Source organism: Pantoea piersonii (genome assembly GCF_003612015.1).
In the GTDB taxonomy this organism is placed as follows: domain Bacteria; phylum Pseudomonadota; class Gammaproteobacteria; order Enterobacterales; family Enterobacteriaceae; genus Pantoea; species Pantoea piersonii.
The window spans coordinates 225497-245434 of the sequence record NZ_RARB01000006.1; the positions used below are offsets into that span (position 1 = coordinate 225497).

17 protein-coding genes are annotated in these 19938 nt (G+C 54.8%); 9 read left to right on the forward strand and 8 right to left on the reverse strand.

Translation table 11 applies throughout. The features are described 5' to 3' along the window. Positions 1-110: 110 nt before the first annotated feature. The 4 genes from D7S44_RS17085 (at position 111) to D7S44_RS17100 (ending at position 4156) form a co-directional block, all read left to right on the forward strand. Complete coding sequence (locus tag D7S44_RS17085) at positions 111-926, forward strand: SDR family NAD(P)-dependent oxidoreductase (RefSeq protein ID WP_120456859.1); 816 nt, start codon at positions 111-113, stop codon at positions 924-926. 52 nt (positions 927-978) lie between these two features. Continuing rightward, entirely contained in the window at positions 979-1740 is a 762-nt protein-coding gene (locus tag D7S44_RS17090) for an SDR family oxidoreductase (RefSeq protein WP_120456861.1), read from the forward strand. Between the two features lie 44 nt (positions 1741-1784). Then, positions 1785-2996 (forward strand): MFS transporter, encoded by a 1212-nt coding sequence (locus tag D7S44_RS17095; RefSeq protein WP_120456863.1) that lies wholly within the window; start codon positions 1785-1787, stop codon positions 2994-2996. Between the two features lie 113 nt (positions 2997-3109). After that, positions 3110-4156, forward strand: a complete 1047-nt coding sequence (locus D7S44_RS17100; RefSeq protein ID WP_120456865.1) for an SDR family oxidoreductase — start codon at positions 3110-3112, stop codon at positions 4154-4156. A gap of 43 nt (positions 4157-4199) precedes the next feature. On the opposite strand, the gene D7S44_RS17105 is transcribed toward D7S44_RS17100, so the two are convergent. The 7 genes from D7S44_RS17105 to D7S44_RS17135 all read right to left on the reverse strand — a co-directional run bounded on the left by D7S44_RS17105 (position 4200) and on the right by D7S44_RS17135 (position 10806). Next, on the reverse strand, positions 4200-6467 hold the full coding sequence (locus D7S44_RS17105) for a xanthine dehydrogenase family protein molybdopterin-binding subunit (RefSeq protein WP_120456867.1): 2268 nt from the start codon (positions 6465-6467) through the stop codon (positions 4200-4202). Positions 6468-6491: 24 nt separating this feature from the next. Next, a complete protein-coding gene (locus tag D7S44_RS17110; RefSeq protein ID WP_120456869.1) occupies positions 6492-7484 on the reverse strand; it encodes an FAD binding domain-containing protein in 993 nt (330 codons plus the stop codon). Further along, positions 7481-7969 (reverse strand): (2Fe-2S)-binding protein, encoded by a 489-nt coding sequence (locus tag D7S44_RS17115; RefSeq protein WP_120456871.1) that lies wholly within the window; start codon positions 7967-7969, stop codon positions 7481-7483. The genes D7S44_RS17110 and D7S44_RS17115 overlap by 4 nt, the downstream gene beginning before the upstream one ends. Before the next feature lie 334 nt (positions 7970-8303). Next, complete coding sequence (locus D7S44_RS17120) at positions 8304-8579, reverse strand: putative quinol monooxygenase (protein ID WP_205685242.1); 276 nt, start codon at positions 8577-8579, stop codon at positions 8304-8306. 91 nt (positions 8580-8670) lie between these two features. Further along, entirely contained in the window at positions 8671-9837 is a 1167-nt protein-coding gene (locus D7S44_RS17125) for a zinc-dependent alcohol dehydrogenase (RefSeq protein WP_120456874.1), read from the reverse strand. Continuing rightward, a complete protein-coding gene (locus D7S44_RS17130; protein ID WP_240629485.1) occupies positions 9838-10371 on the reverse strand; it encodes an SRPBCC family protein in 534 nt (177 codons plus the stop codon). Positions 10372-10509: 138 nt separating this feature from the next. Then, the gene (locus tag D7S44_RS17135; protein ID WP_120456876.1) at positions 10510-10806 is read right to left on the reverse strand and encodes a hypothetical protein; all 297 of its coding nucleotides are present in this window, start codon (positions 10804-10806) and stop codon (positions 10510-10512) included. A 653-nt stretch (positions 10807-11459) separates the two neighbouring features. Between D7S44_RS17135 and D7S44_RS17140 the strand changes: the two genes are divergently transcribed. The 5 genes from D7S44_RS17140 to yddG all read left to right on the forward strand — a co-directional run bounded on the left by D7S44_RS17140 (position 11460) and on the right by yddG (position 17459). After that, entirely contained in the window at positions 11460-12062 is a 603-nt protein-coding gene (locus tag D7S44_RS17140; protein WP_240629486.1) for a fimbrial protein, read from the forward strand. A gap of 57 nt (positions 12063-12119) precedes the next feature. Further along, positions 12120-12830, forward strand: a complete 711-nt coding sequence (locus tag D7S44_RS17145) for a fimbrial biogenesis chaperone (protein WP_120456878.1) — start codon at positions 12120-12122, stop codon at positions 12828-12830. Further along, positions 12827-15262 (forward strand): fimbria/pilus outer membrane usher protein, encoded by a 2436-nt coding sequence (locus D7S44_RS17150; RefSeq protein ID WP_120456880.1) that lies wholly within the window; start codon positions 12827-12829, stop codon positions 15260-15262. Before D7S44_RS17145 ends, D7S44_RS17150 begins: the two co-directional genes overlap by 4 nt. Beyond that, the gene (locus tag D7S44_RS17155; RefSeq protein ID WP_120456882.1) at positions 15247-16332 is read left to right on the forward strand and encodes a fimbrial protein; all 1086 of its coding nucleotides are present in this window, start codon (positions 15247-15249) and stop codon (positions 16330-16332) included. The genes D7S44_RS17150 and D7S44_RS17155 overlap by 16 nt, the downstream gene beginning before the upstream one ends. 215 nt (positions 16333-16547) lie before the next feature. Further along, positions 16548-17459 (forward strand): aromatic amino acid DMT transporter YddG, encoded by a 912-nt coding sequence (gene yddG, locus D7S44_RS17160; protein WP_120457003.1) that lies wholly within the window; start codon positions 16548-16550, stop codon positions 17457-17459. A 1021-nt stretch (positions 17460-18480) separates the two neighbouring features. Here the strand turns inward: yddG and D7S44_RS17165 are convergent. Beyond that, a complete protein-coding gene (locus D7S44_RS17165; protein ID WP_120456884.1) occupies positions 18481-19905 on the reverse strand; it encodes an amino acid permease in 1425 nt (474 codons plus the stop codon). Positions 19906-19938: the final 33 nt, after the last annotated feature.

Genomic DNA, 19938 nt, shown 5'->3' on the forward strand with positions numbered 1-19938 from the left:
GGTTTTCCGGTCATCATGATGTCCGAAATCACTACCCTCTGCGTCAGTCGCGACATCGCCTGAATGCGTATTCTGAATTCACCCGCCCGATAACTGACAAGGTGAACAGTATGACGCAGCAAAAAGAGATCCACCGCGGCACGGCCGTCGTAACAGGTGCCTCAACCGGCATGGGCGCGCTCTACGCGGGCCGCCTGGCGCGCATGGGTTACGACCTGATTATGGTGGCGCGCAACCATAACCGCCTGAACCAGCTGGCGGAGCATATCACCACCGACAGCGGCCGCAGCGTCGAGGTCGTGGCGGCTGATTTAGGCGATGCCGCGCAGCTCGCCGCGCTGGAAGAGAAGCTGCGGCAGGACGCCAGTATCACCCTGCTGGTGAATAACGCTGGCATCGGCACGCATACCCCGCTGCTGCAGAGCAATGCCGAACAGATGACCGCGATGATCAACCTTAACGTCACGGCGCTGACCCGCCTGACCTACGCCGTGGTGCCGGGATTCGTCGCCAGAGGCCGTGGCGCCATCATCAATATCGCCTCCATCGTCAGTATCGCGCCGGAGCTGCTGAACGGCGTCTACGGCGGCAGCAAGGCCTACGTGCTGGCGTTTTCCCAGTCGCTGCATCACGAACTGGCAGATAAAGGCGTTCAGGTGCAGGCGGTCCTGCCCGGTGCCACCGCTACGCCGTTCTGGGACAACGGCGGCCTGCCGGTTAGCCAGCTTGACCCAAAAATCGTTATGAGCGCGCAGGAGATGGTTGACGCCGCACTCACAGGATTTGCCCGCGGCGAGCTGATCACTATCCCCTCTCTGCAAAACGAAAAGCTGTGGAGGGACTACGAACAGGCGCGCCAGGCGATGATCCCGCATCTTGGCAGCGACGCGCCCGCTGAACGCTATCAGCTCGTTTCTTTGCACTGACTGACCCTGACAACTTCACGACTCCACCACGTTTATCTGAAGGAATATGACCATGAAACTGACTAACAACACTGTTTTCATCACCGGCGGCACCTCTGGCATTGGCCGCGCGATGGCCGAGAAGTTTCATCAGCTGGGCAACCAGGTGATTATTTCCGGCCGCCGCGAAGCGCTACTGAAAGAGGTCACCGCCGCCAGCCTAGGCATGGATTACATGGTGCTGGACGTGACGAACGCCGACAGCATCAAAGCCGCCGCGCAGAGCGTCCTGACGCGCTACCCGGCGCTGAACGTGGTGATTAACAACGCCGGCATCATGCCCTTTGATAATGCCGCAGGCGAGCTGGATGACGAACAGGCGGTGACCCTGCTCAATACCAATATTCTCGGCCCGGTACGCGTCAGTGCCGCCTTTATTGAACATCTGAAACAGCAGCCGGACGCGGTGCTGATCAACAACAGCTCGGTGCTCGCCTTCCTGCCGCTGGCGACCAATGCGCTCTACTCCGCCACCAAAGCGGCCATTCACTCGTACACCCTGTCGCAGCGCTTCCTGCTGCGCGATAGCGGCGTTCAGGTGATTGAAATCTCCCCGCCGTGGGTCGATACCGACCTGATTTACAAGAGCGGCGATCCGCGCGCCATGCCGCTGGAAGACTTTATCCGTGAAACGTTCGACAAGCTGGGCACCGACACCATTGAAGCTATCGTTGACCGCGTGCTGCCGGTGCGGGATAACCCAGGCGCGAACGAGCACGCGCTGGTGAATCAGTTTAACCAGTCCGTCGCTGATAACCCGATTCCCGTCCAGTAACACCCTCAGGGGCGATAAGCCCCTGCTTTAGCCGGAGCTGAATCATGAACGCTGCTGTTTCGTCTTCCCAGCGCCGCGCCTTGCGCGCGCTGAGCATCGCCTACTTCGTGCAGGCAACCGGCGCGCTCTCGGTCGCTGGCAGCCTGCCCGCGATTTCTGCCGCCTGGCACTTAACGGATCCGCAGAGCGCGCGTCTGCTGAGTATTTTCGGCCTGACCTTTGCGCTGGCCGCACCGCTGGCGCAGGTGTTTTTTGGTCATTTTCGCCGCCGCCAGCTGGTGTTGTCGGGGATGTTGCTGTTTGGCCTGGGCGCATTCGCCTTTGCGCTCTCGCCCGGCTACTCCGCGCTGGTGGCATCACGGGTGCTGATGGGGATCGGGGCGGGTTTTATCGGCCCGGTGCTGGTGGCGCTCGGTTCGGAACTGGTGCATGAGCAGCAGCGCGGTCGGGCTATCGGCATGGTGCTGCTGGGCGTCTCGATGGCGAGCCTTGCCGGTATCCCGCTCGCGGCCTGGGTGGCCGCTCTGTGGGGCGCGAAAGCGCTGTTTGCCCTGATCGGGCTGGCCAGCCTGCTGAGCGGACTGAACATCTTGCTGAGCGTGCCGAATGAGAGCGTGGGCGTGCGTATACGTCTTGCCGAGGTGGCTGGCGTGCTGGCCGAGGGTAAGTTGCTCTCTGCCTTTCTGGTGGTGTTTTTTATTACCTCAGGCGTCTACAGCTTTTATGCGTTTATCGCGCCGCTGATCCGCGATACCTATGCCGGTGGCCCTCATACCGTTTCCGCCGCGCTGGCGGTGCTGGGCGTGGCGGGCGTGCTGGGAAACCTTTACGTTACGCGCGTGGCGTCCCGGCTGCGCGCCGAACAGCTGCTGATGAGGGGCATGGCTCTGCTTATCTTCGATACCCTGCTTATCGCCCTTCTGCCTAAGCTGTCAGCCCTGCTGCTGCTGGCGCTGATCTTCTGGGCGTTCGCCACCGATCTGCTCTGGCCCAGCCAGCAGCGTCGGATCGTGGAGCTGTCGTCGGCCCGTCATCGCGGTATCGCGCTGGCGCTCACCAGCGCCTTTATGTTCGGCGGCATGGGTTTCGGCTCGGCGGTCGCCTCCTGGATCTATCCCTCAGCCGGTTTTTATGGGCTGGTGGTGTTTTCCGTCGGCTTTATCCTGCTTGCGCTTCTCAGCCTGAGAATTTCAGAGCGGCTGCGAAAGCGCGCCTTTACGCCAGCCAGAGCCGCCTCTCTCTGCGAAAGCGATTAACCGTTTTAGTGCGCTTCTGTCGCCCCTTTTTCGATCGGGGCGCTGTCAGCTTCTACGCTTACACATGCAAAAGGCGACAAGCTTCCTTTCATTAAAACCAGACGGAGAGATCTATGCATAACAGGCATGTACTTTTGGTGGGCGCGAGCGGCGTAGTCGGCTTTGCCGCTCACGATGCCTTTCATCACGCTGGCTGGCGCATCACCACGCTGGGAAGATCGCCGCAGAGCCCTCACGCCTCTCCCCACCTCAGCGCAGATCTGAGCTCCGCAGAGGATCTCAGCAAACACCGCCAGGCGTTCGAATCGGTTACCCATATCTTTTATGCCGCCCTGCGCCAGGACCCTAATCCTGGTGTAGAAGCGGATATCAACGCGCTGATGTTTGAAAATCTGATTGAGGCGGTTCGTTCCGCCGGGTCGGCGTTGCAGCACATTATTTTCGTTCAGGGCGGAAAGGTTTACGGCGCACATCTGGGCGTTTACCGCACGCCGGCGCGGGAAGAGGACAGCCGTCATTTTCCGCCTAACCTCTATTTCCGCCACGAAGACTACGCCAGGAAAGTGGGCGATGAAGCGGGGATCGGCTGGACGGCGCTGCGTCCGGATATCGTTATCGGCCACTCCTTTGGCTCGCCGATGAACCTGGGCAATCTGATCGGCGTCTATGGCACGCTGTGCCGTGAAACCGGCACTGCCCTGCACTTCCCCGGCCCTGATGACGCCTGGCGCAATACGCTGGTCAACATCACCGACAGCCGCATTCTCGGTCAGAGCGCCATCTGGGCCGCCGAAAACGGGAAATATGGCGCGTTTAATATCACTAACGGCGATGTCTTTCGCTGGAGCCACGTCTGGCCGAAACTGGCCGACTGGTTCGGCGTGCCCGTCGGGGAGGCGCAGCCGATTTCGCTGAGCGAGCGACTCAGCGCGCTTAAACCGCTCTGGTCTTCGATTGCCGATAAAGCGCAGCTAAAAGAGCGGGATATCGACCGGCTGGCGCTGGGGGGCTTTGGCGATTTTATTTTTCACGTAGAGAAAGATGCCATATTCGATGTGACCAAAGCGCGTCAGGAGGGCTTCGATGCAATGATCAAACGCTCTGATGAGGTGCTGATTGAACATCTGGACGCGATGCGCAGCAGCAGGCTGATCCCTTAAGCCTGAGTAACACGGCGATGCCTTTCGGCATCGCCGTTGTGCGTTAGTCGATCAGCTTATCAAGGGAGAGCGGCAAATCGCGCACGCGCTTGCCGGTAGCATGATAGACCGCATTGCTGATGGCAGCCGCCATGCCCACAATGCCCAGTTCGCCGACCGCTTTGCCACCCATCAGGGTAGCGTGGTAGTCCGGTTCGCCGACGTCGATGGCGACGATCTCCGGCACGTCTGCATTCACGGCGATCAGGTAGTCCGCCAGATTGTTATTAATCACGCGCGCGTTGCGCGGATCAATCACGCCCCCTTCCAGCAGCGCCTGGCCCAGCCCCATCACCATGCCGCCGATCCACTGGCTGCGCGCCAGCTGGGGATTATAGAGACGGCCGCTGTCAAACGCGGAGACCAGCCGTTTAACCCGCACGGTGCCAAAATCTTCGTCTACCCGCACCTCGACGAACTGCGCGCCCCAGCTGTGCGCGGAGAACGCCTCCGGCCGCGTCATTTTCGACATGGAGTGCACCGCCTGATCGCGATCTTCTTCGCTCTCATCCGGCGAGAAGGTGCCGGAGAGCACAGAGAGCGTAAGCGAATCATTCAGCTTCACCAGTTTGTCATAGCTGACCGCGCGCTCGGGCTGGCTTTTCACGCGCACTGCGCCATCGCGTAGCACCAGCTGCTCGCGCTCAACCTGGAACAGCGGCGAACCGGGCGATTCGGTCGCCAGCGTGAAGAGTTTTTCGCGCATCGCTTCCGCGGTCTTATGCACTGCCGCGGTGAGATTGCCCGCCAGCTGCGAACCGCCCGCCACGCCAGCGCGCGGCAGATCGGTGTCGCCCAGCTCGACGCGGATCTGCCTGGAGGGAATTTGCAGCACCTCGGCGGCGGTCTGCGCCAGAATGGTATAGGTGCCGGTGCCGATGTCCGCCCCGGCGCTCTGCACCACCAGGCTGCCGTCGCTGTGGAAAATCAGTTTTGCTTCGGCGGGCGAGCGGCTGACCGGATAAGTGGCGGTCGCCATTCCCCAGCCAATCAGCTCCCGCCCTTCACGCATTGAGCGCGGCGCCATGCTGCGTTTATCCCAGCCAAACGCCTCGGCGGCGGCGGCGTAGGCCTCTTTCAAACGGCGCGTGCTCCAGGGCGCATTGAGCTGATAGTCGTGATCGGCCCAGTTGCGCAGGCGAAACGCCAGCGGATCGATCCCCAGTTCATAAGCCATCTCATCCATGGCGACTTCCAGGCCATAGGTGCTCGGGTTCTCTCCTGGCGCACGCATCCAGCCTGGCGTGACGGTGTTGATCGCCGCGACGTAGTGACGCGAATAGACATTCGGCACCGCGTAGAGACGACCTGTCGCTTTGTTGGTGCCCTCTGCGAAGGTATCGATCATCGAGGTATCGCTCAGGCCGTCATGGATAATCGCCAGAATTTTGCCGTCGCGCGAGGCGCCCATCTCCAGATTTTGAATGGTCGCCGGACGACCACCCAGACCGGTAAAGGTTTGCGGGCGGGTTAAAGAGACTTTGATCGGTCGCCCCAGCGCGCGCGAGGCGACGCAGGCGAGCGCGACATGGGTGTAGGGCACCGGTTTGGAGCCGAAACCGCCTCCCACATAGGGAGAGATAATGCGCACCTGGCTGACGGCGATGCCCAGCCACTCAGCAATCTCCTTCTGGGCGCCCATCACCCACTGGCTCGGCTCCCAGACCGTCATCCGGTCATCCTGCCAGGAAGCGATGCAGGCGTGCGGCTCCATCGGCGTATTATATTCGCGCGGCGTCGCGTATCGCGCGTTGATCCTCACTTCCGCCTGCGCCATCGCCTGATGGGCATCGCCGAGATCGATATTGGTCGAGCTGTTTTCTTTGCGTTCGGCGCGCGGATCGTCCGGATAAATCAAGGCTGGTTCAGTCTCATATTCCGTTTCTACCAGGCTGGCGGCCCAGGTCGCCTGCTCAAAAGTCTCCGCTACTACCAGGCCGATATTCTGGCCGTTATGAATGATTTTATCGTCCTGGATGGGCGTATAGGTGGACTGCGCCGCGCCGCCGTCGGCGATGCCGGTAGGCTTGTTGATCTTCAGGCTGTTAAGGTGGGTATAGACCGCCAGCACGCCCGGTGCCTGGCGCGCTTTTTCCGTCTCCATGCGGGTAATGCGCCCGCTGGCCACGGTAGACTGGATCACCACGCCGTAGGCGACATTTTCCGGCTGGTATTCCACTGCATATTTAGCCTGACCGGTTACCTTGACCACGCCGTCGCCGCGCTCGCGCTTTTCGCCCAGCGCCTGAAAGTTTTTTTCTGCCGTATCCATTATTTATCCTCTCTGTTCGGCCAGTTAAGCCATGCCGCCCGCTTTCATCAGCGCGCGGGCGATGGCGCGCGGCGCCAGCAGCTTTTTATGCTGGTTTTGCGGCAGCGCTTCGGCGTCCTGCACCACCAGCTCGGCGGCGCGACGCAGGGTCTGCTCGCTGAATGGCTGACCGCGCAGCGCGCCTTCAACGTGTCGGGCGCGCCAGGGTTTGGTGGCCACGCCGCCGACGGCGATGCGCAGGTCGCGGATGCGATCGCCATCCAGCTCAATGCCGACAGCCGCGCTGGCGGCGGCAAACTCGTAAGAGCTGCGATCGCGCACCTTCAGATAATGGGAATGGCGCAGCGCAGCGGTTAACGGCAGCTCCACCGCCACGATCATCTCATCCGCCGCCAGATCGTGCTCCAGGTGCGGCGTGTTACCCGGCAACAGGAAGAATTCATCTACGGGAATACGTCGTTCGCGCTGTGCGGCGTTGCGCACGATCACCACCGCATCAAAGGCGGTCAGCGCGACTGCCAGATCGCCGGGATAGACTGCAATACAGCTTTCGCTGGTGCCCAGAATGGCATGGTTGCCATTTACGCCGTCGCGCGCGGCGCAGCCAGAGCCGGGCTGGCGCTTATTGCAGGCGGAAAAGGTATGCGGGTCGCGGAAATAGACGCAGCGGGTACGCTGCAGCAGATTGCCGCCTATCGAGGCCATATTGCGCAACTGTGGCGACGCCGCCTGCCAGAGACTGTCATAAATCGCGGGCGCGGATAGCTGACATTCAGGATGGTTCTCCACCTCGCTCATGCGCGCCAGCGCGCCGATGCGCAGCGTATCCGCCGTAAAGGTAATTTCACGCATCTCCGCCAGCTGGTTGATATCGATCAGCGCGGCAGGCTGTTCGACATCGCACTTCATCAGGTCGATTTGGTTCGTACCGCCCGCCAGAAAGCGGCTGTTTTCGCGCTGTTTCTGGCGCAGCGCCTCATCCACGCTGCCGGTGGCAACGTAATCAAATGGATTCATGTTGCCTCCTTGCTGAGATCGGCGGCCGCCTGCTGGATCGCCTCGACAATATTGGGATAGGCGCCGCAGCGGCAGAGGTTGCCGCTCATATATTCCCGAATTTCCTCTGGCGAACCGGCGTGACCTTCGTCGATGCAGGCCACGGCGGACATGATCTGGCCTGGCGTACAGTAGCCGCACTGAAAGGCGTCGTACTCCAGAAAGCGCGCCTGTACCGGATGCAGCGTGCCGTCGGCCTGGGCCAGCCCTTCGATAGTGGTGACCGACTGGCCATTAGCCTGTGCCGCCAGCGTCAGGCAGCTCAGCACGCGTTTGCCGTTAATATGCACCGTACAGGCGCCGCACTGACCCTGATCGCACCCTTTCTTGGTGCCGGTAAGATTGATGTGTTCGCGCAGCGCGTCAAGCAAGGTGACGCGCGGATCGACCAGCAGCGTATGCGGTTGCCCGTTGATCTCCAGCTGTAAATGTAGATTTTCAGACATAGCTCGTTTCCAGTATTTAACGGGTTTTTAAAAGGGATGTTATGCACGTTATGAGGAGATGTAGTGTGGTGTGCAATCCGTTAAGTCTAGACGGCTAAGCGAGGGCGGGGTTGCCTGTTTCTGGAAATCTGTTGCCTGTTTCTCGCCGCGGGCGAGCCTGGCGCTTGAACAGAACGGGGTTGAGGCGTCCGTTACTGGCCTCTTTGTGCGTCATTCGGATAGAGGCTGTCGTCACCTTTACCCCATTCCGGGCGACAGAGGCGGAAGTCCTCTCCCGGTAAAAAGGGAACCGGCCGCGCTGGCGGGTTCCCTGGCTGGGCGTAGCAGGCGAGCCTCAGACAACCTCGGCGATAGCGTACTCGCGGGCGATGGCGCGGGTTTCTTTACCCCACGTCGATGCTTTGGTTCTGACCTGATGAGCGTCGAAGGTTTCCTGACTGGTGAACAACTCCTCAACTGACCAGATTAAGGGATCGTCGGTTTCCCTGACCTCAAAAGCGAGGCATCCCGCCTCTTCCTTCGTCAGCCTGATGTGCTCAGGAAGATAACGGCGCACCAGCGCCGTCTCTTCCCGGTTTTTGCAGATTAAACGGCCAGTAAGCTTTATCACTGTTATCCCTTTCATTGCGTTACGTTTTAGCCGTTTTACACCAGTCTGACGCCTTATAAAAGCCTGACGGCGCTACATTTCACAGCCCGGTTCAGGGTGCGAAAATCGCGCGTACGCAGCCATCTTCTTTATGCTTAAACATCTCATAGCCGCGCGGCGCATCCTCCAGCGAGAAACGGTGCGTCGCCATAAAGGCAGGGTTAAGCTCATTCTTCGCGACGTGCTCCAGCAGCCGATGCATATAGCGCTGTCCATGTTGTTGCGCGGTACGGATAGTCAGGCTTTTGTTAATCATCAGCCCCAGCGGAAACTTATCCATCACGCCGTAAACGCCAAGGATAGCGATATTGCCGCCCTTCCGGCAGGCGTAGAGCGCCTGACGCAGCGCGGCGCCGACGTCGGTTTCCAGATGCAGCAGCTGTTTGGTTTTATCGTAAACCTGGGTAAGGCCTTCGCCGCGCGCCTCCATGCCGACAGCGTCGATACAGCTGTCCGGGCCGCGCCCGCCGGTGAGCTCCAGCAGCGCCTCGTTGATATCGACCTGGGTGTAATCGAGCGTAATGCTGCCTGCATAGTCGCGCGCCATCGCCAGGCGTTCCGGATAGCGGTCGATGCCGATGACCTGATGCGCGCCCATCAGCCACGCGCTTTGCTGCGCCATTAAGCCAACGCCGCCGCAGCCCCACACCACTACCGTATCGCCAGGGTGGATATTGCAAAAATCGGCACCCATATAGCCGGTCGGAGCCGCATCGGAGAGAAAGAGCGCCTGCTCGTCGGTTACGCCTTCCGGCACCACAAAACAGTCGTTATCGGCAAAAGGCACGCGAACATATTCAGCGTGCGAGCCTGCATAGCCGCCGAACGCGTGGCTGTAGGCATAAATGCCGCCGGTAGGGTGTCCCAGCACCGTTTCGCCTTTCTCCCACTGCGGATTGGTGTTGTCACAGCAGGATGGCAGCTGGTGCTGACAGTACCAGCAGGAGCCGCACGAGATAAACGAGGGAACCACGACGCGATCGCCGCGACGGATCTGTTTTACCGCGCTGCCAACCTCCACCACTTCGCCCATAAATTCATGGCCGAGAATATCCCCTTCGCGCATGCTCGGGATCAGCCCGTCGATTACGTGCAAATCAGAGCCGCAGGTGGTGGTTAAAATAACGCGAATAATCGCATCATGCGGATTAAGCAGGCCCGGATCGGCCACCGTTTCAACGCTGAGATCGTTTACGCCGTTCCAGCAGAGTGCGCGCATCTATTTCTCCTTATCCTGACGTTCGGCATGTCGGCCAGCGGGCTGACCATCAAGCGTGGGGATCTCGCCGGTTTCGGCCAGACTTTTAAATCGGTGCAGCGCCTTGCTGGCGATCTCTTTGGGCAGCAGGTCGAAGAAGGTCGTGACCTTTTTACCCAGCGCGCCCCCCGGCGGCGTGAAACGCAGCGTCAGCGACAGCTCGGTTCCCCACTCACCCGGCGCCGGGCGCAGCAGCAGTTCGCCTTCGTTAGGGATATCTGCCCCTTCCAGAGACTGCCAGGCGATGATCTCTCCCGGTTGCGCCTCAACAATGCGGCTCTCCCAGGAGTAATGTTTGCCGAGCGGGCCATCGACCTGCCACAACGCATCGCTTTTGTTAACGGGCGTAACGGTCGCAAAATGGCTCATAATGCGGGGCAAGGTGTCAGGCTCCAGCCAGAGGGCAAAAAGGTCAGTAGCGGGACGCCCGACGGTTATCCAGCGGCGTAGCGTAAGCACGTCGGCAACAGCATCAGGTTTTGATTTTTTGGCCAAAGGATCCTCCTGTAAGGCGCAAACAGCCATTAACATAGTTTGAGTTAAGTCCAGAGGATCGGATATTGCGAGCGAAACCGCAGGCGGGAGGGGGAATTCTGGCGCGCAGAAAAAAGCCGGGAATGCTCCCGGCCGGGTTTATTGCTGGCTGTCCTGCCAGTGTCGTTCGCAGTGTTCGCGCGCTTCGGCGGGCAGATCGCGCAGTTCCGGCAGGCTGTCGCCAGAACCGTAGTCCATCGCCACTGCGACCTCTTTTTGCTCATCACGCGCGGCGAAACTGAGCTTCTCGTCCAGCTTGCGCCACTCCCCATCCTCTTGCCGGTAAATCAGCGCATAGACAGGCGTCTTTTCATCGTCGCCGTAAATCTCATATTTCTGTGCCCCTTCACCTTCAGAACCAAACTGCAGAGTGTCAATCAATACGGAATCGGCCATGTTTTTCTCCTCGGTCACCAGAAAATAAGCATAGCCTATTGCCCGGAGCAGATACGCCCTGGCAGAAAGAGGGCCAGCGTTTTGGCTGGCGCAGCATCCTTGTCGGGGCTCTGCCTCAGTTAAATAGAGCAATCCCGGAAGCGCTGGCATTTATCTCAGGGATGCGTTTAAAAGAAATGAACATGGTATTTTTACAACGGATGTTAACGAATATTTATAAGCGAATGCGTAACGGGGACAAATAATAAAAATGACAATACGAAAACCTTACTCAAAATTTATCTCATTTAACATTGATCATTATTCTGGAATAACAATATAATGGTCACATATATGATCTTTTCGACCACTTTGTTAAATTAATAAGTAACAGTAAATTTTTATTTTAACATTAACACGTAACAGGAGTTTTTAAGGGAACAGCTATTTATCAATTATTTTCAAATATCTCTCGCCAGTTCTGACAGTTAGAACGATTTGGGATGCTTATAAGCTAAAGGAAGACCCCCAAACGGAAGGGAAACGAAAAAGCTTTCCTCCCGGTGATGGAACCAACATAAACCAATGCATTTACCTGAACGATTGCGATATGAATCTTATCGGAACAGGTCACTGTGCATTATAAAATTTATCTCAGTAAAGGATGTCTGAATATGAAAATTGTCATGTTGAATAAAACTGCTGCCGGTCTGTTTTTATTAACAGCATGCAATGCGGCTTTCGCCAGCACCACAACAGCCGATGTCGGTGGCGGCACTATCACCTTTTACGGTTCAGTAACCGATGCAACCTGTAATGTTACGACGAATAGCGGAAGCGACTTTTCCGTTGATCTGAATCCCGTTACGACAAGCGATCTGGGAACAACCGCTGGAGTTATCAGCACCAATGCCAAACAGTTTACGTTGAACATCGACGGCTGTTCTGGCTTTGACAGCACCAGCACGGCTGCGCAAACGCTTATGATTACCTTCTCAGGCGGAAATGTCTCTGACGATAACACCTACCTGAAAAACGGCTCGGGTACGGCCAGCGGCGTGGGGATTGGCATTACCAAAGATGGCAGCACGCTGGTAGCGTTGAACACGGCGTTAGATACCGGTATGGCGACGACCTCTTCTGACGGCACCACTTATGATACAGCGCCTGCGTCAGGCACGCTGAGTTACTACGCCAATTACTATAACTACGGCGGCTCATCCGTCGCTGCGGGGTCTGTCGTCACCACAGCGACCTACACCTTTACCTATGAGTAATTAAGAAGGATCAGGACGATTAGCGATGGCAAGGATGTCATATTTTAAGGACAGAAAATGAAGACCCTTTCCTGTGGATTATTACTGCTTACTCTCTCCGCTCATGCAAGCGCCAGCGTGGTGATGAATAATACACGCGTAATTTTTCCGAGCGACAAAGAAAGCGTTAATGTCCAGCTTATTAATAAGTCAGCGGAAGGCCATCTTGTTCAGTCATGGGTGGATAATGGAAATCCCAACGAGAAACCTGAAAATCTCAGATTACCCCTGGCTGTGGTTCCCGCTGTTGTTAAAATTGGGGCTGGTGATGGTCAAATTCTGACGGTTGTTAAAAGTAACCTTGCGGCCGCGCTGCCCGCCGACCGTGAGACCCTGTTCTGGCTTAACTTTATTGATATCCCTCCGCAGCCAAAAGATAAACGCGGAAACTTTATCCAGTTCGCTGTCAGGAATCGGGTAAAGGTTTTTTACCGCCCGGCGGCTCTTAACGTCCGTCAAATCGACGTGCAAACCCACCTTCAAATAAAGCGAGAAGGCAATAACGCCTGCGTTAATAACCGCTCGCCTTATTTTATTACTGCGGCTGGATTAAGTAACGTTCAAAAAGGAAGCCAAAAAGACAACTTACTTAAAAAAACACTGCTCATTAAACCATTCAGCTGCGCACCACTGGATAATTCCATTGCTTACGTTAGTAAGAGACAGACCTGGTTGACTTACTTAGATGACTTCGGGACACTCAGAACTGTCAGCATTCCTGTAATATGAAAAGAAGAACGGATTGTTATAAAGTTACCTTACTATTTCTTGGTACGCTGTATTCAGCAATCGTTTATGCGGACGACGAGTTTAACCCTGGATTTCTGGTTGGCAGCGCTGTTAATACTCGTATATCAGAAGCGAAGAATACGATTTCCCCAGGCGTCTATAAGGTTGATGTCTATGTGAATAAAGAGTGGAAAGGTAACTATCAGCTAAAGGTCGCAGAGGGCAATGATCTCTTTATTCAAAAAGCGGACTTCTTTAAGTTTGACATCAAAACCGAGGCAACGTCAGAAACCTCGCCCTCAACTAATGCGCAGGGTTGGGTTTTATTAACTCTCTTTCTTAAGGAGAGTGAGTTCAAGTTCCGTCAAAACACATTCCAGCTTGATATTACCGTGCCTCAGGCAAGGATTATCGTGCACGACAAAAACTGGATGCCCCCTGAACAGTGGGATAAGGGCATTACAGGTTTGTTCACCAACTATAACCTTATTTACACTGACGGGAACTATAAAAACAGCAGCGATCAGTCTTCGCTTTATGTGACGTTGAACAGCGGTTTTAATATTGCAGACTGGCACTTACGTGATAAATCCTATTATTATCACAACAAAAGCAATTCCAGCTGGATCACGCGCGCCCGCTATCTGGAAAAATCGTTTCCCGCGATAAATTCTACGGCAAAAGCAGGCGAGGACTACACCAGCTCGGACTGGTTTGACAGCTTCAAGTTCCGGGGCGTGGCTCTTATAAAAGATCTCTCTATGCTGCCCGACAGCTATCGTCTCTATATGCCTGTCGTCAGAGGCGTTGCGGAAAGCAATGCAGTAGTTAAGGTGATCCAGAACGACAAGATCGTTTTTCAACAGAGCGTTCCTGCCGGCCCCTTCGAGTTCGCCGACCTGATGCCGACTGGCTCGCGCTCGGATCTGAGCCTGGTGATTGAATACGCTAATGGCAAAAAGACAACAGCGATAATCCCCTATTCCGCGTCAGGCAATCTGTTGAGAAGCGGCAGCTCCGACTGGGCCTTATACGCAGGCAAATTCAAAAGCGATTACTATTTTAAAAACAGCAATTTTGTGCAGGCGGAATATTCACGGGGGTTAAATAACTCTCTGACGATAGTCGCAGGCTCTATCACAGGCGAAAATTATCAGTCTGGCCTGGCAGGCGCAGGGCTGTTGATTCCTTATCTAGGAACGTTAACCACAAGCTACCAATACGCCCGTGCTAAGGCTTCTGGCGCACACGCGCGTGGAGGCAAGGCCAGAATTTCGCTGAACAAATATTTTCCGACAAGAACCTCAATCACTGTCTCAGCGACCCATAATGAAAAAAATTACCTCACGCTAAGCCAGTCAGATTCCGCAGCGCAGTATGTCTCTGCGCAAACTGGCTACCGTGTGCAAGAACAAAACAGCTTCAGCGCGGCGATCGACCAACGCCTTCCTGAGGGGTATGGTTCGCTTAATGCGAGTATTTACGCCACAGGCTACTGGAATACCAGTAAAACATCTCGCCAGTTTAGCCTGGGCTGGAGCAACAGCTATAACCAGATATCCTGGACAGTCAATGCGGGTAGACGTATTTATACCGACTCTTCGCTTCTGGAGCAGGAGAAACGAACCGCCGTTTATCACGATGAGAGCTACGGCAGCATTAGCGTCAGCATTCCCTGGAGCATTTTTAACCACAACGGAACGATAACCGCGGCGTCAAACGTTCAGGGAAGCCAGCATTCGTCCTCTGTCGGCTGGAATGAGACGGTCTCTGAACGATTGCGATATAACCTGCTGGCCAGTAGCAAGAGCAGCGATCGCGCGTCGTCCAGTGGCTACGTTTCCTATACCTCCCCCTGGTCGACCCTGACTGGCAACCTGGCTCAGAGCAGAAACTCAACGCAGTATGGTTTCAGCGCCTCAGGCAGCCTTCTGTTATCACAGCATGGTCTGCTGGCCTCTCCGCAAACGGGCAACCACTTCGTCATTATTGACGCGCCGGGGATCGCGGATGCGAAAGTGAATGGCAATGCCAGTATCGTAACGAATAGCGCGGGTAAGGCGCTGTTGCCCTACGCTACGCCGTGGCGCAAAAACACGCTCTATCTGAATGCGGATTCTGCCAGCGATATTGAGGGGAATATTAAAAAAGTTGCCCCGTGGAAAGGCAGTATTTCTTACGTTAAGTACATTACCGACACGCGAAAAACCTTCTCTTTACGCGCCACTAATAATAATGGCGCACCGCTGACGTTCGGCGCCTCTCTTTATGACAAACAGGGTAATGAACTGGGCTATGTCGCTCAGGGCGGGCTTATTCATATCAAAGCGGACACATTGCCCGACTCAATACGCGTTCAGACAGATAAGACGCACGCCTGCCTCATAGAGGAGGTTGTGCTGACTGGGGATAATATATGCAAAAATTTATAAATCGTTTGCTGTGGATCCTGCTTTTTGCAGCAGGTATCAGCGCAGTGTCAGTGACGCCAGCTTTAGCTATCGGGAGCTGCGATCCCAATAATATCTCATCGGGTAACAACTCCGTGGCGCTTTCAACGATTAGCGATATCGACCTTGCAACGATGTTGTCGCTGACTAATAGCTATTCGCTGACAACCAGCTCTAACTTTAGCGGTTATAAGTTAGTCTGTATCCTGAGCGGTGAGACGCTTCAATATCGAAACGGTATTGAGGGGGGCTATACCGTTAAGTTTACCAGCGGCGATGTGGATACTTATATCAAATTTACTGCCTCTCTCTCCGTTAACAATAAGTATTTCGACAGTGGTCTTATCAGTACTAGCTATTCTGCTTCGGATTTTGATACTGAGATAACCTTAACGGCGGAACTCGTAACAGGTTCTGATTATGATGTCGCCAGTACCAGCGGCAGCGTTGAGATCCCACTGCTGTATCTTACAAGTTCAAGCTATAGCAAAACGTATTCTACCGCCAGCGCGCTGCGGAGTCAGGTCTCTACCCGGGCTGCCGCAGCGGCATCATCATATTACGATCTAAAAGGATTCGCCTCGGTTAATGTCTCGTTCTCACCGGTCAGCACCACCTGCGTTATTGAAAACCAAGAATTTACACTGCCTTCAACCACGCTGTTTGCTATTCAGTCCGGCGAGACTTCCGATACACAATTTACTATTCCTGTTACCTGTAGCGGCAGCCTAAACAGTCTGGCGACAAAGACCTTCAATCTGAGAGCCTACAGTGGCGATATCGTTGACGCCACGCGCTATATTATCAGGAACGCGTCATCAACCTCTTCGGGGATCGGCTTTCAGCTGTTTAATGATACGGCCGATCCGCTGGTATTCAGCGCCAGTTATGACTCAAGCTCAACGTCGCTTGCTTCAATGACACAAGGTTCAGATTTGATCACCTCGCTTACCTCATTGAATATCGGTGCGCGCTATAAAATTTACGATAGTTCTTCCGCAACGCCCGGAACCGTTGTAGGCACCATAACGATTTATATGGAGTATGACTAACTCGCCTGGTTAAAGCTCTCCCAGGCGAGACGGCAAAAAGATTTTTTATAATTCAGGTTTCTTATCTCTTCGTCCGGCACTTATCATTCCCCCTAAATGGCTCGCTTTCAGCGCGACAATGTGCGCGCCCTGCCGTTTTTATACGACTCACGCGATGCGGCTGCCTGTACGATGACATCAGGCAACGAACATAACGGAAACAGAGGTAACGGATGATGTCCCAGAAGAAAGCAACGCTTATCGGTCTGATGGCCATTGTGCTGTGGAGCGCGATTGTCGGGCTGATAAAAAGCGTTAGCGAAGGGTTCGGCCCGGTCGGTGGCGCGGCGCTAATCTATAGCTGTAGCGCGTTGTTGCTGCTCTTTACCCTTGGCTTTCCCGATCTACGCACCTTTCCGCGGCGTTATCTGATCGCTGGCAGCATTTTATTTGTCTGTTACGAACTTTGCCTGTCGCTGTCGCTCGGCTTTACCCACAGCGGTCGTCAGGCGATTGAAGTCGGCATGGTGAATTATCTCTGGCCGAGCATGACTATCGTGCTGACGGTTATCGTCAACCGCCAAAAAACCAGCCTGTTTATCGTTCCCGGCGTTCTTCTTGCTGTCGCGGGTATAGGTCGCGTCCTCGGTGGCGAGAACGCCTTTTCGCTGAGCGAGATTGGCAATAATGTTATGGAGAATCCGCTCAGCTACGGGCTGGCATTTAGCGGCGCGGTGATCTGGGCGATCTACTGCGTGGCGACGAAAAAAATCGCCAACGGCAGTAACGGCATCACGCTGTTTTTTATATTAACCGCGCTGACGCTGTGGGTGAAATTTCTGCTGTCGCCACAGCCCGCTTTTATTTTCTCGCCGCAGTCGCTGAGCGCGCTTGCGCTGGCCGCCATTGCGATGAGCTTCGGCTACGCCGCCTGGAACACCGGCATTCTGCACGGAAACGTTAATCTGCTGGCCGCTGCTTCCTACTTTATTCCGGTTATTTCCTCTTTGCTGGCCGCGGTTATCCTTAACTCGCACCTGACGTTATCGTTCTGGCAGGGTACGGCAATGGTCAGCCTGGGTTCACTGATCTGCTGGTGGTCAACCCGAACCGCTGGCAGTAAAAAAGCCGCGCGGGAGACGTCATAACGTTTCGTGTTAATAAAGCCATGCAGCGGCGAATAACGTGTAAAACGGTGTGGCGGAGTCAATCCGCCATATCTCTGGCGCACAAATTTACAACAATAAGAAAACAGGTCCGAATATTTCAATAAGAAATACGCGTATTAATTTACACCCGTTCCCATAATGGATTGGTTGTGTAGAGGATGGTCCCAATAAGCCTGGTTAGTTTCAGGATGAAATGATACTCTTTTTTATGTTACTCACGGTTAATAATGAAGTATTGCCAGCATGTATTTTTCATCCAAAAAATCAATCGCAATTATCTTTGCCTGGGGCCTTGCAGGGTTGTTCTTTATCGTTTTTCTCACCTGTAAAATTCACGCCAAAATTATCCTGCAGACGGCTGCCTGTTTCTGTCACAAAACCTCTGGGCACTATCTCGAATGGTTAACGCATTTGCCCAAACTCGTTTACAGGATACTATTCGAGAAATGTGAGCATAGTTCCGCGCAACGCCACTGATACAGAAAGGATTTAATGAAAAATAAAGCGAAACAATGAATGCCATTTAATCAAAAATAACCATACCAGAAACCCGGCAGAAGAATAGAGAACCACAAACAGAATAATGCCTGTACGTTTATTAGAGAATCGCATTAGCATCCTTTCTAACTTCATCATAAGACTTTCACAAAATGGCAGATTAGCCGGTGCCTCATTTGACATAACATGCTGTGAGTAATTTTTATTATCAGGCAAGAAGCATAAATACCGCTTCAACACGCTATGTGATTCAGCCCTTTATTACTGCCCGCACGTTTTATTATGATCCATGTCAATTCTATCCTGTTCTCGCTTACGCTCTGTTATTCTGTCTCACACCGCCCTACTGTTTAATCCAGGTTTACTCTCCGGGGAATAAACTGGAGTCTGTGATGTATGCACATCATAAAGCATGAAACATACGATTATATGTAACCTTCCTTGCTTGCGCCCATTGCCTGGGCGCTTTTTTATTTCAGTACTCTTTATCGCGTGGTAGATATCAGGAACTGCTGACCATCTTAAGCGCCTGCGCTTTACGCGCCTTCATTCTCCAGACGATCCATAACAACCCAAACCATAGCGGCATGGCGCAAAGCGCGGCCAGCGTGTCCGGGTCGAATACCATAATCACCACCGAGAAGGCGAAAAACAACAGGCTAATCCAGCTCATCACCACGCCTGCCGGCATTTTAAACTGTGACTGTTCATGCAGTTCCGGGCGGTGCTTACGATACGCCAGGTAAGCCACCAGAATCATGCCCCAGCTGTAGATCACCAGAATCGCTGCAAGCGTGGATACAATGGTAAACAGCGTCATAACATTGGGCACCAGGAACAGCAGCAGCGTTCCGCTCAGCATGCAGAAGCAGGAAAAGAGCAGGCTGCGTACGGGAATACGGGTGCTTCTGGAAAGTATGCGAAATTGCCAGTGCGCATGTTTTTCTACCGACAGACCGTAGAGCATACGGGTACTGGAATAGACGCCGCTGTTAGCGGACGACATTGCAGAAGTAAGCGCCACAAAGTTGATAATCGCGGCGGCGGCAGGCAAACCGGCTTTATCAAACAGGGTGACAAAAGGGCTGACGTCTGGGGAAATCGCAGCCCAGGAGGTGACGGCGATAATAACGACCATCGACAGCATATAAAAAATGATAATACGCAGCGGAATGGCGTTAATCGCTTTCGGCAGAATTTTCTCCGGGTCGCGCGTTTCGGCGGTCATGGTGCCGAGCAGCTCAATGCCGGTATAGGAAAAGATAGCGATCTGAAAGCCAGCCAGAAAGCCTGTCACGCCGTGGGGCAAAAACACCGCTGAGTCCGTCAAATGCTGCAGCGAAGCCTGAACGCCGTCCGGCGAGGTCCAGCCGGTAGCGACCATCCAGATGCCGGTAAAGATCAGCGCAACAATAGTGATTACCTTAATTAGCGCAAACCAGAACTCCGCCTCGCCGAACATCTTTACCGACAGCAGGTTGAACATGCAGAGAATACCCAGGGTGACGAGCGCCGGTATCCAGGCGGACATTTCAGGAAACCAGTACTGCATATAACCGCCGCAAACCACTACGTCGGCGATACAGGTTACGACCCAGCTCAGCCAGTAAGACCACCCCAGATAAAAACTGGCTTTGGGCCCCAGGTAATCCGCGACGAAATCGGCGAAGGAGCGATAGTCGAGTCTGGATAACAGTACCTCCCCCATCGCGCGCATCACCATATACATAAAAAACCCCACCAGCGCATAGATGATGAGGATCGAGGTGCCCGCGACGGCGATATTTTTTCCGGCACCCATAAACAGCCCGGTGCCGATAGCGCCGCCCAGCGCGATCATCTGAATATGGCGCTCGCTCAGCCCGCGCTCCAGCTGCGACGAAGAGGAAGATTTTGCTGACGGCGCGTGCGGTTCTTTTACGGTCATAGCAATTCCTTCTGTGTTAAGGAGAGGTCACGG